Source organism: Alteromonas sp. 5E99-2 (assembly GCF_017368475.1).
Lineage (GTDB): Bacteria > Pseudomonadota > Gammaproteobacteria > Enterobacterales > Alteromonadaceae > Alteromonas_F.
Genome location: NZ_JAFNJE010000007.1, coordinates 40,406 through 52,526 on the forward strand (window position 1 = coordinate 40,406; position 12,121 = coordinate 52,526).

At 41.1% G+C, this 12,121-nt stretch carries 12 protein-coding genes; 5 read left to right on the top strand and 7 right to left on the bottom strand.

Translation table 11 applies throughout. The features are described 5' to 3' along the window. Positions 1 to 16: 16 nt before the first annotated feature. Genes miaA through tsaE form a run of 4 tightly spaced genes read right to left on the bottom strand, consistent with a single transcriptional unit; the run spans position 17 to position 4,501 of the window. Positions 17 to 958, bottom strand: coding sequence for a tRNA (adenosine(37)-N6)-dimethylallyltransferase MiaA (gene miaA, locus J3L16_RS08895; RefSeq protein ID WP_207612619.1), 942 nt, complete (start codon positions 956 to 958; stop codon positions 17 to 19). After that, on the bottom strand, positions 955 to 2,658 hold the full coding sequence (mutL, locus tag J3L16_RS08900; RefSeq protein ID WP_207612620.1) for a DNA mismatch repair endonuclease MutL: 1,704 nt from the start codon (positions 2,656 to 2,658) through the stop codon (positions 955 to 957). Before mutL ends, miaA begins: the two co-directional genes overlap by 4 nt. 30 nt (positions 2,659 to 2,688) lie before the next feature. Continuing rightward, a complete protein-coding gene (locus tag J3L16_RS08905; protein ID WP_207612621.1) occupies positions 2,689 to 4,002 on the bottom strand; it encodes an N-acetylmuramoyl-L-alanine amidase in 1,314 nt (437 codons plus the stop codon). 4 nt (positions 4,003 to 4,006) lie between these two features. After that, positions 4,007 to 4,501 (bottom strand): tRNA (adenosine(37)-N6)-threonylcarbamoyltransferase complex ATPase subunit type 1 TsaE, encoded by a 495-nt coding sequence (gene tsaE / locus J3L16_RS08910; RefSeq protein WP_207612622.1) that lies wholly within the window; start codon positions 4,499 to 4,501, stop codon positions 4,007 to 4,009. A gap of 157 nt (positions 4,502 to 4,658) precedes the next feature. Between tsaE and queG the strand changes: the two genes are divergently transcribed. After that, complete coding sequence (gene queG / locus J3L16_RS08915; protein ID WP_207612623.1) at positions 4,659 to 5,801, top strand: tRNA epoxyqueuosine(34) reductase QueG; 1,143 nt, start codon at positions 4,659 to 4,661, stop codon at positions 5,799 to 5,801. Position 5,802: 1 nt separating this feature from the next. Here the strand turns inward: queG and hemE are convergent, their stop codons facing one another. Both hemE and nudC read right to left on the bottom strand, forming a co-directional pair. Beyond that, entirely contained in the window at positions 5,803 to 6,864 is a 1,062-nt protein-coding gene (gene hemE, locus J3L16_RS08920; RefSeq protein WP_207612624.1) for a uroporphyrinogen decarboxylase, read from the bottom strand. Positions 6,865 to 6,917: 53 nt separating this feature from the next. Beyond that, positions 6,918 to 7,742 carry an NAD(+) diphosphatase gene (gene nudC / locus J3L16_RS08925; RefSeq protein WP_207612625.1) on the bottom strand — a complete coding sequence of 275 codons (825 nt, stop codon included), beginning with the start codon at positions 7,740 to 7,742 and terminating at the stop codon, positions 6,918 to 6,920. Positions 7,743 to 7,869: 127 nt separating this feature from the next. On the opposite strand from nudC, the gene J3L16_RS08930 reads away from it, so the two are divergent. Genes J3L16_RS08930 through J3L16_RS08940 form a run of 3 tightly spaced genes read left to right on the top strand, consistent with a single transcriptional unit; the run spans position 7,870 to position 9,955 of the window. Beyond that, positions 7,870 to 8,316: a transcriptional repressor gene (locus J3L16_RS08930; protein WP_207612626.1), complete on the top strand. Its 447-nt coding sequence runs from the start codon at positions 7,870 to 7,872 to the stop codon at positions 8,314 to 8,316. A gap of 1 nt (position 8,317) precedes the next feature. Next, the gene (locus J3L16_RS08935) at positions 8,318 to 8,782 is read left to right on the top strand and encodes a chemotaxis protein CheX (protein ID WP_207612627.1); all 465 of its coding nucleotides are present in this window, start codon (positions 8,318 to 8,320) and stop codon (positions 8,780 to 8,782) included. 48 nt (positions 8,783 to 8,830) lie between these two features. Further along, complete coding sequence (locus J3L16_RS08940; RefSeq protein WP_207612628.1) at positions 8,831 to 9,955, top strand: OmpA family protein; 1,125 nt, start codon at positions 8,831 to 8,833, stop codon at positions 9,953 to 9,955. Positions 9,956 to 10,001: 46 nt separating this feature from the next. On the opposite strand, the gene dnaB is transcribed toward J3L16_RS08940, so the two are convergent. Continuing rightward, positions 10,002 to 11,381: a replicative DNA helicase gene (dnaB, locus tag J3L16_RS08945; RefSeq protein ID WP_207612629.1), complete on the bottom strand. Its 1,380-nt coding sequence runs from the start codon at positions 11,379 to 11,381 to the stop codon at positions 10,002 to 10,004. Between the two features lie 318 nt (positions 11,382 to 11,699). On the opposite strand from dnaB, the gene J3L16_RS08950 reads away from it, so the two are divergent. After that, positions 11,700 to 12,116 (top strand): type IV pilin protein, encoded by a 417-nt coding sequence (locus J3L16_RS08950; protein ID WP_207612630.1) that lies wholly within the window; start codon positions 11,700 to 11,702, stop codon positions 12,114 to 12,116. The last annotated feature ends 5 nt before the right edge of the window (positions 12,117 to 12,121 follow it).

A 12,121-nucleotide genomic window follows, 5' to 3' on the forward strand; every position in this document is an offset into this window, starting at 1 on the left:
TACCACACCTTTTGGCTTAACGGGCTATTTTTGCCAGCAATTTTGCTAGCCTTTCGTCATCAAATGTATCCAACCATGTTAACGACGACCACCCCCGCAGCCAAGTCAACTGACGTTTAGCTAATTGCCGGGTCGCAATAATGCCTCGTTCAGCCATTTCAGTTTCATTCAGAGAGCCTTCTAAGTACTCCCAGACTTGTCTATAACCAACAGACCGGATCGCGGCCATGTTTCTATTCAAATCGGGGCGAGCAAAGAGTTTTTCAACCTCTTGAACTAAACCTTGTTCTAACATTATATGAAAACGTTTCGCAATTCGCTCGTGTAAATCACTTCTATTTTCTGGTGCTATAGCAAATTCGTACAATTTAAATGGGGCGATTTTAGGCGTTTGATCTTGCCACCAGCTCAAGGGTTTACCACTTATTCGATGTACCTCAATGGCTCGAGTTATACGCTGAGGGTCGTTAGGATGAATACGGTGCGCACATTCTGGGTCAATCGACCTTAAATATTCATGCATTGCGATCCAACCTTTTTTCGCAGCTTCTTCTTCAATGGCCTTTTTGACGTCCAAATCACCCTTAGGTAAAGACGCAATTCCCTTAACCAGAGCGTTAAAATACATCATAGTCCCACCAACAAGTATTGGTGTTTTACCACGCTGACGTATATCTTTAACTAAACGCAATGTATCGTCGAAAAAAGCAGACACTGAATAGGATTCAGACGGGTCATGAGTATCAATTAACCAATGAGGAATTCCCTCTTTCTCTTTTTCGCAGGGTTTTGCAGTTCCAATATCCATACCGCGATAAATCAACGCTGAATCAACGCTGATAATTTCCCCGTCCAGTTTCTTTGCAACTTCAATGGATAGTGCTGTCTTACCTGAAGCCGTTGGACCCATAATTGCTATTACGGGTTCTTCTGGAGTATTTTCTAACGACTCAATCATGTACCAATCCAATGAATAAAATTATCAACCGACTGTGTTTTTATTCCTCTAGAAGTCCATGCTTGTTGCTTTTCAAAAGGCAACGCCATAAACCACTGAAAACTCTGTTCGATTTCTGTATCAAATACGTCAATATGGGAAGCTAGTAACACTGATAAGTGTTCGACGGAATAGTTTTCTATCTTATTCAATGTATCAATCACATTTGGGAATAACCGCCCCCAAGGTAATTGACGTAATGTTGCAGGCACTTGCTTTAACATTATTTTATGCCCATTAACTGAAAAATTAAAGTGTGACTCTTCAAGTTTTTTATGTGCCAGCGCTTCCAATTTTTCACTGGATGTGACGCTTATGGGCATGAGTAACGGTTGCGCCATTGTCGCACTATTTAACTTTTCTTCTATCCACCATGCAATGCACTGCTGGGCAGGTAGCCATTCAAACTTATCATTTTTTACTTTCATCAACCCTTTTTGAGCGACTTTATAAAAACCACTTTCTGACTCTGTCATCAAATGTGTGTATGCCGATGTCGCAGCTTCAGTTGGTCTTATTGGGCGTTGAAAATGCCCTCCACCACTGCCTCCGCCATTAGAATGGCTAGTATAATTTGATACTGGCTGATTGGGTTCGCTACTACGTAAGGGCTGAATATAATCATGACTAGGGGCATAATCGGTTTGATGGTTCTCATCACTACCTTGCGCATCGCTTAACGCGTCTTGAAATGCTTTACACACCAAATCATGAACATGTCTTGCTTGATGAAAGCGCACCTCATGTTTGGCGGGGTGAACGTTTACATCTACTTCTGCTGGGCTTAAATTAAGGAACAGCACGTATGCTGGTTGTTCAAATACGTCGTATACCCCTTCATACGCCTGACGAATTGCGTGTAAAAGCAATTTATCTCGCATTGCTCTACCGTTCACAAAACTAAATTGCATATCTGTCGCACTGCGCATCAGCATGGCATCGCCGACCCAAGCATTCAGTGTAATCCCTTCATAATTCAACGATATGCATTTCGCTTGAGAAGCAAACTGATTGCCGCAAACTTGTGCAACTCTTTTGTTTTCATAATCAGTGTTAGCACTATGCCAACGTCTTATCACTTTACCGTTGTGTTTCAATACAAAGGATGTTCTGGGACGACTTAACGCAATGCGCTTTATAATGTCATCAATATGTTGGAATTCGGTCTTTTCAGCTCGCATAAACTTTTTACGAGCGGGCGTATTATAAAATAAATCACATACATCGATAGTCGTGCCGTTTGGGTGAGCAGCAGGTTGAATTTCAACGTCCATTTCTCGGCCATTTGCCAAGGCTGTCCAAGCATCAGTTTGAGTTGCAGGTTTTGACGTTAAGGTTAACCGGCTCACTGAGCTAATACTGGCTAACGCCTCACCTCTAAACCCTAAAGAGGCGATATTTTCTAAATCATCTAAACAGGCAATTTTGCTAGTCGAATGAGGAGACAGGGCTAATACAAGGTCATCATAATCAATTCCGCCTCCGTTATCTTTTATTCGAATGCGTTTGTGCCCACCTTTTTCGATATCTATTTCAACAGAGGTTGCTCCTGCATCCAGACTATTTTCAACCAGCTCTTTTACTACAGAAGAGGGGCGTTCAACCACTTCACCAGCGGCAATCTGGTTAGCTAATTGCACCGGCAGTCGCTTTATCGCCAATGTATTCTCCGTTTAGTAAATATCAAGGTGTTAAGTTTTGGGAATATTGAGAACCTGTCCAACACGAACAGTATCTGAGGAAAGAGCATTAGCATTTTTAATATTGTTAACTGTTACGTTATACCTCTGCGCCAATAGCGACAGTGATTCACCAGAACGAACTTTATGCGTACGTGTTTGGCCTTTTTGATTAGCCCACAGTGTACCATCTGGTGGAGCTTGTCGAAAATAGGTAGTAATCGCATTAAACACCGATGTAGCGAGTTTATCGCGATATTTAGACCAATTTAAATTCTTTTCTTCCTGCGGGTTGGAGATAAAGCCCAGTTCAACCAAAATTGAGGGAATATCGGGTGACGTCAATACAGCAAAGCTGGCCGACTGAGGCTGACTTTTATGCATTTTGGTTACTCCTCGCATTTGCTTTATAACAAGCTCGCTTAAGTCATAACTCGACGCCATTGAATGATCCATGGATAAACCCAAAATCGTTTCTGCTAAGTAGCGCTCACTTGTTTTATCATTGATAACTTCAGCAGCGCCACCGAGTAATTCTGAATGTCTTTCGGTGCGTTCCATCCAACGACCTAACTCACTGTCTGCCCTGCGCACAGATAAAACCCAAACAGAAGCGCCTCTAGGTTCTGGTTTGTGAAAAGCATCTGCGTGAATTGATACAAACAAATCTGCTTTTTTTGACCTCGCTATTTCAGGTCTGCGACTGGGGTAAATATAATAATCTCCCGTGCGTATCATGGTCGCTTTCATTCCCGGAGTCGCATCTACTTTACGCTGCAGCAATTTTGCCACACTTAATGTAATTTGCTTCTCATAGGTACCGCCGGGGCCAACAGAGCCTGGGTCTTTGCCTCCATGACCGGCATCTATGGCCACAACAATATCTCGTGACGCCGTAACTGTATCATTGAGCACGACTTTTGCTGGCGGCGCTTCGCTGTCGACAAAATCAATCACTAACCTGGGGTTTCCCTGGCTACTGCCTTCTAGGGCGAATAAGGTTGCTTCAGCTTCTCGCGTTAACTCAATAACAATACGAGAATCCGCTTTTGTTTTGGGCGATGAATAGCGTACTTTTTTAATAAGAGATGAAGATAAATTAAATGTACTCAAATCCTGACTTGGTAGTACATTTTTTAAATCTACTACAAGCCTACGAGGGTTCTTTAGCGAAAAATACGTAAATTCAGGAAGTTCAGACGTTTCCAATACAAGCCTGACTGTATCATCTTGCGCAGATAACCGAGCGCGATTAATACTATCAGCTTGTACTTGTGTACATGCAATGACAACAATTGATATAAGTATTCGCAAAAAATACGTCATAGGGCTATTTATTATTATTTCCCAGGTTACTGCAGCATCTTTTTGCTATTAATTCACCCAATTCGGTGTAGGCTTGAATATGTGCCGCGCGATTTTCATCCAAACTTAGTGTAATCATTAAATCTGCTGGGGCCAAGTAATTCAGCCCTTTTTCTGGCCACTCAACAATAGACAGCGTATTTTTAGAAAAATAATCTCTCACTCCCATGTATTCCAATTCTTCAGGGTCACCTAAACGATATAAATCGAAATGATGAACTTTGCCTTTTTCTAATTCATACGGCTCAACTAATGTGTAAGTAGGACTTTTTACATTACCAACATGCCCTAAACCTTGAATAATAAACCGAGACAAGGTGGTTTTCCCGGCGCCTAAATCACCTTCTAAATATAAAGTAATGCCTTGCTCCCACAACTCTTTAACCGCGTTTGCTAACTGCGAACCTAAGCGCTGTGTTTCATTTAACGAGTTCAATGAAATAGTAAACGTTGTAAACATAAGGCCTTTCAATCTCTTCTTGCTGTTTGATACTAAAGCTATTTTTTCATTGTACCAAGAGAACAACTAATTCCCCAGCCTACATAAACAGCTCGATTACTGCATTTAGGTTCCTATGATAAACTACTAAGAAAGTATAGCTGTATATTGTAAATAAATGACAAGCATCAACTGTGTCGATTTAAATCAACTCGCCGACGATATTAAACGCTGGGGTAAGGAACTTGGTTTCCAATACACAGGGATTGCCGACATTGATTTATCGAAGCACGAATCTCGCCTTACTGATTGGTTAGAAAAAGGCTATCACGGTGAGATGCACTTCATGGAAGAGCATGGACTGAAACGCGCTAGGCCCAGCGAACTTCTCCCTGGTACATTACGAGTAATCAGCGTTAGGCTTAATTATCTGCCACCTGACGCATCATTTGCGCAACATTTATCTGATCCCAATATTGGCTACATAAGCCGGTATGCGTTGGGACGTGATTATCACAAGGTACTTAGAAAAAAACTAAAACATCTGGGTAAAAAAATAGAAGCTCAGGTTCCTGGCATAGTGTTTCGGCCTTTCACAGACTCGGCACCCGTTTTAGAGCACGCCCTAGCTGAAAAAGCAGGTTCTGGTTGGACGGGAAAACATACTCTCACACTCAGTAAAGATGGAGGCTCTTGGTTCTTTTTAGGGGAATTATTTGTCAATTTACCCTTACCAACAGACACTGAAGTAGAAGAAAACTGTGGTGAGTGTACAGCCTGTATTACTATGTGCCCGACACAAGCTATTGTTGCTCCCTACACAGTTGATGCGCGCAAGTGTATATCTTATTTAACCATTGAATATGATGGTGTTATTCCAGAAGACTATCGCCCACTCATAGGAAACCGTATTTATGGCTGTGATGACTGCCAGCTAGTTTGTCCTTGGAATCGATATGCCCACATTACCGAAGAAAGTGACTTTTTTGCGCGTAAAACGCTGCACGGTCAAACGCTTTCAACCCTATTTTCTTGGGATGAAAAGACGTTTCTAAAAAATACAGAAGGAAATCCCATTAGACGCATTGGATTTCAGAAATGGTCGAGAAATCTAGTTATCGCCATGGGTAATGCGCCCTATTCAAAAGAAACCATACAACTGCTGGAAAACCGCCTTCACAACACTACTGAAATGGTTGCGACTCACATAAAATGGGCTCTAACACAACAACATAACAAAGCGAATCAGTACAAGGAAATGACTAGACATACGGGACGTCTAGTCAGAATTGTGGAAAAAGGCCTTCCTAGAGACGCTTAATTTATTTGTGAAAACGTGCGCTTTTTGCATGCACAGCGTTAACAAAGGTTCCCGCATTTTCTGGTGGTACATCTAAGTGAATACCATGACCTAAATTAAACACGTGCCCTGTTCCTTCGCCGTACGCAGACAAAATAGTCTCTACTTCTTCTTCTATGCGAGGTGCGGGTGCATATAACATTGAAGGATCCATATTACCTTGTAAAGCAACCTTATGACCTACTCGCTTGCGCGCGTCAGCAATGTCTACAGTCCAATCCAACCCAATCGCATCACAGCCAGTAGCGGCAATAGACTCGAGCCACGTTCCACCGTTTTTAGTAAACAAGGTTACAGGAACACGGCGGCCTTCGTTTTCACGAATGAGCCCGCTAACAATTTTTTCCATATACTGTAAAGAAAACAGTTTATAGTCTCGTCCGGATAACACGCCGCCCCAAGTATCGAATACCATCACAGACTGAGCACCCGCCTTTATTTGGGCATTCAAATACAAAATAACTGAATCTGCTAATTTATCTAACAATGCGTGCAATATCGCTGGCTCAGAAAATGCCATTTTTTTAATTTTGGTAAAGGCTTTACTGGAACCACCTTCAATCATGTAGGTTGCCAAAGTCCATGGGCTGCCAGAAAAACCAATAAGGGGTACATCGCCCTTTAACGCAGTTCGAATCGTTCGCACCGCATTCATTACATAACCCAGTTCGTCTTCAGGATCGGGAATAGGCAGTGCTTCAACATCGGCTTTTGATTGAATTGTTCGTTCAAACTTAGGCCCTTCATTTGTTTCAAAATACAATCCTAATCCCATTGCATCTGGAATAGTTAAAATATCAGAAAACAAAATAGCAGCATCTAACGGAAAACGACGCAAAGGTTGAAGAGTCACTTCACAGGCCAGTTCAGCGTTTTTACATAGCGACATAAAATCGCCGGCTTCGGCCCTTGTCGCCTTATACTCAGGTAAATATCGCCCAGCTTGGCGCATCATCCATACGGGGGTCATATCAACAGGCTGCTTCAATAGCGCCTTTAAATAGCGATCATTCTTTAATTGCATAAAATATTCAGACTTATAACGTTAAAAAAAGTATATCGGAATTACAGAACCGATTACTTGGAGTTTACATTCACAACTTGTTCAATTAAGCGCCCTGCAATACTAAATTTCGGAGGAATAACCGGTAAGTCATTCACAGAAAACCACTGCGCATCCAAAATCTCTTTTTCGTCAGGCTTTATTTCTCCTGACTCCCATTTCGCTACATACCCAACCATTAAAGCATGAGGAAACGGCCACGGTTGGCTATCGACATATTGAATGTCAGTGACTTTAACACCCACTTCTTCAAATATTTCTCGTGCAACCGCATTTTCTAAGCTTTCACCACTTTCCACAAACCCAGCTAATACTGAGTACATATTGCTACTTGTATGTCTTGCATTTAACGCGAGTAGTATTTCGCCTTTTCGGTAAATTCCCACAATAATGCAAGGTGAAACTCTAGGATAGCACCTATGCCCGCACGTTTTGCATTGAACAGCGGTTTCCCATGTCACTCGGGTGGTAGTAAACCCACACTGGCCACAATACTTATGTGTGCGATAAAAATGAACAAATTGCCAAGCTCGCCCAACGACATCAAAAGCGCCTTCTTCCACTGTCATCATTACTTGTCGTAAAGAGGTAAATTCCAATCCATCAAAACAGGGCTCTTCTGCGCCTAAATCAATAACAAAGACAGGTAATTTATTTCCATCCAAATCATGGAGCTGTTGAGCGTTAGATAGGTGTTCTTTAAGTTCAACTGATTGGGTAACCCAGTGGCCTGGTAGTTTATTCGAAGCTGTATCTACTAACACTAACTCTTTACTGAAAACGATCCATGAGATGCGGTCATGGTTAGACAACTCTTCTACCTTTACCGAGGACAACATTTGTAAACCTTTTTCATTCTTCTTCTATATCAAAATAGCATAGTTGGCAAAGATAATAAGGGAATAGTGGAAGAAATAATTGATCCCGCCTATTATATAGCGTTGGGAATAATGTAAACTTACGGTTATGACGCATTCTATATTGACAAAAGCTCGTGCATATTGCGAGCAACGAGGTGCAAGATTTACTCCATTGAGAGAAAAAGTCTATGCTCTAATGCTTGAAAAGCATGGCCCCGTGGGTGCTTATGAATTGCTTGATGAGCTGAAAGAAACTGAAACAGGTGCTAAACCACCTACAGTGTATCGAGCTTTAGACTTTTTGCTGGATATTGGCTTCATACACCGACTAGAATCAAGTAATGCATTTGTTGCATGCCACCATTTTGGTTGTGCGCACCCAGTACAGTTTTTAATTTGTGATAGCTGTGGCTTTGTGACTGAAATTCAGTCTGAAGGTTTAGAAGAAACCCTCACAGCCCAAGCAAGCCAACACGGATTTAAAATATCGAAACAAACAATAGAAGCACATGGTTTATGTGCTGAGTGTCAACAAGATATAAAAGGACATTAACTTGAACGCAAATTTTATCAACCCATTCATAAGCGGCCTGTTAAACGTACTTGAAACCATGGCGCAAACAAAACTGACACCAGGTAGGCCAAAACGAAAGCAAAATGATGTGGCAAAAGGTGATGTTTCTGGCCTAATCGGAATGATAGGTCCTGAAACTAAAGGCTCATTTTCCATTACCTTTGATGAAAATCTCGCATTGATCATTATGGAACGTATGGTTGGTGAAAAGATTGAAAAAATAGACGTCGAAGTCTGTGACATGGTAGGTGAGATTACAAACATGATCGCTGGCAGTGCCAAAAACGAACTATCGGATCAAGGCTTCGATTTTGGCATGGCGACGCCTATCGTCGTGTCAGGCACAGACCATACAATTAGTCACCAAGTAGATGGCCCTAAAGTAATATTGCCATTTATGTGCGAAGAAGGTAGTGCTCATATGGAAATATGCTTCGATAAATAATGAATTTTAAAATACATATAGTTTAAACACCGTTAAATAGGATAGAAGATGATAAAACGCACACTTGCAGCTTCAATATTATTGGCACTTGGAAGCCTTCCCGCACTAGCAGATGAAGCTGGTAAAAATTGGGTTGGTGCTTCAGCCCTATACTACAATGCTGATCACGATAACATTTCAGAAGAATTTTTAGACGATGGTTTTGGCGTTAGCATTGAAGCTGGCTTCAGATTTTCTGCTAAGTGGGCAGTAAGATTAGAATTAGCACACCTAAATGTAAGAAGTGATAACGACCTTTTAGGTGACGATCAAACCGGTCAACTTTTTGGTGTTGATGCCCTCTATTTCTTAAAAGACGACGTTGCTTACCTTTTTGGTGGTATAAAATCACTTAATTTAGTTGAAAATACCTCTTTGTTTAATATTGGTGTTGGTAAGCACTGGGAGCTAAACGACAAATTAAACCTGATTACAGAAGTTGCTAACTACCGAGATTTCGGCAGTGACTTCAATGATTTCGGTGTAAAATTAGGCTTAGCATACACCTTTGGTGATGTTAAAACTCCAGCCAAATCGACTAAATCTAATGCTCTCGTAGATGGCGACTCTGATAAAGACGGTGTTCTTGATTCAAAAGATCGTTGCCCAGGTACAAAAGCGGGAACCACAGTTGACATTAATGGCTGTGCCTTAGTGACTGAAAACGACAGTGACCAAGACGGCGTTGTAAACTCTGCTGACAAGTGCCCTGACACGCCAATTAATGATTTAGTAGATGCAAATGGGTGCACACGTTTTGGAACAGAAACTGTATCTGAAACCGTTAGCGTTCTTTTTGCCAATAACAGTGCTGAAATTACAAATAAAAGAGCAGCTAATATTGTAGATTTTGCTGCCTTCCTTAAGCGTTACGGAAATACCGATGCAATTATTGAAGGTCACGCATCTGCACCTGGCGCAGCTGACTACAACTTGAAGCTTTCTTCTGATAGAGCAGAAGCATTTAAAACGCTTTTGGTTGAAGAGTACAATATTGATGCGTCTCGTTTGAAAGCAGTAGGTTATGGTGAAACTCAGCTTATTGATAGTTCAAACACAGCAGCAGCGAATAGAAAAAATCGCAGAATTGTTGTTAATGTATCAGAAACGATAAAAGTTAAATTAACTAAATAATTTAATAAACGTGAAATAAAAAGCGGTTGAAATTTCAACCGCTTTTTTAATAATCATCCGGTCTAGCTGGCCCTGCATAATTATCAAATCTAGAAAATTGCCCTTGAAACGTTAATCGACTTGTTCCAATAGGGCCATTCCGTTGTTTACCAATGATGATTTCGGCAACGCCTTTGTCTTCACTGTTTTCGTGATACACCTCATCTCTATAAATAAACATAATCAAATCGGCATCCTGCTCAATAGAGCCTGATTCACGCAAATCAGAGTTAACCGGGCGCTTATCGGCTCTCTGCTCCAAACTACGATTCAATTGTGAAAGCGCAACCACAGGCACTTCTAATTCTTTTGCCAAGGCTTTAAGTGAACGAGAAATTTCAGCAATCTCTAAGGTTCTATTATCTGATAATGATGGCACACGCATAAGCTGTAAGTAATCAATCATGATCATACTAATGCCTCGCTCTCTAGCGAGTTTTCTAGCTCGTGAACGCACATCCATTGGCGTCAGACCTGAAGAGTCATCTACAAATAAATTATCTTTTTCCTTAAGGTTTGCCATGGTGTTGGAAATCCGCGCCCAATCTTCATCGTCCAATTGTGCGGTTCTGATTTTGGTTTGATCCACACGACTCAAAGACGCAAGCATCCTCATCATAATTTGCTCTGAAGGCATCTCTAAGCTAAACACGAGTACAGGTTTACTTTCAGTCATCATTGCGTTTTCACATAAGTTCATCGCAAAAGTTGTTTTTCCCATTGATGGACGTGCCGCAACAATAATCAAATCAGAAGGCTGTAAGCCACTGGTTTTTTTATCTAAATCTGTATATCCACTGGATACGCCTGTAACCTCTCGATTATCTTTAAGTAGTATTTCGAGCCTGTCGATAGTTTTACCTAAAACAGACTCAACGCTCTGTGGCCCTTCATTTTGTCCGGTACGGCTTTCCGCAATTTCAAAAACTTTGCTTTCTGCCATATCGAGAATATCTGCGCTATCCCGACCTTCTGGGTTATACCCAGCTTCTGCAATCTGGTTTGCAACACCAATCAACTCTCGGGTAATGGCCCGCTCTTTAATAATTTGGGCATAAGCTGTTACATTAGCTGCACTAGGTGTATTTTTTGCCAACTCGCCCAAATAAGCAAAACCGCCGGCATCACTCAGCTCGTCATGGGTTTCTAAGTCTTCAGACACTGTGACTAAATCCACAGGCATGTTTTCTTTCAACAAGCGAAGTATGGCTGCAAATATGATTTGATGAGAACGGTTATAAAAGTCGTTATCAGATACCAGTTCCGTTACCTTGTCCCACGAGTCGGGTGCTATAAGCATACTCCCCAACACTGATTGTTCGGCTTCAATACTGTGAGGTGGTATTTTTAGTTTTTCAACAACATTGTCAGATTCTAGTTGCGCCAAAAGGTTACCTTTAAACCACGATTATTTAATACTAATTATGCGGTAAACCCACAATAAAAAATAGACTTGACCGTTTTCTATTTTAATAGGAACTGTTTTTTTGTATAAAATGACTTAAATTAAATAAAAACACGTGTAAAAGACTATTTTTGCAAAAAAGCACACGCTTAGGCGTTTAATAAGAATACAATCATGTCGCTTAAGTATGAAAAACGATAATATTCGTCGTATCTTAATAACTTTGTAATACGTCATTATTCTTAGTGCGATGATATAATTTCAAAGCTGACTTTAACTTTCATTAACGAGTACAGGTAAATGAGCAACGCTTCACCTAAGGGATTCACATTAATCGAGCTTATGATCGTTGTTGCTATATTAGGTATTTTATATACTATCGCACTGCCTGCGTACAGTAGCTTTCTTGCACGGGGGCACAGAGTTGAAGCACAACAAGAAATGATTCAAATTGTCTCTATTGTCGAGCGTCAGTATTCCAGAAATGGCGGTTATCCCAACGACTATGTAGAACCATTATCAGACTTATATACATACAGTTATACCCCCAATAATGCTCAAGCTGGTGAAATTTCTGTATTTTCGTCAACCTCGTTTACGTTAACCGCCACCCCCAAATCAGGTACACCGCAAACTACAGATAATTGCGGCACCTTGTCTGTCACTTCAGCGGGTGTCTATACCGCAACTGGTGGCGCAGATTGTTGGGACAGTTAATTACT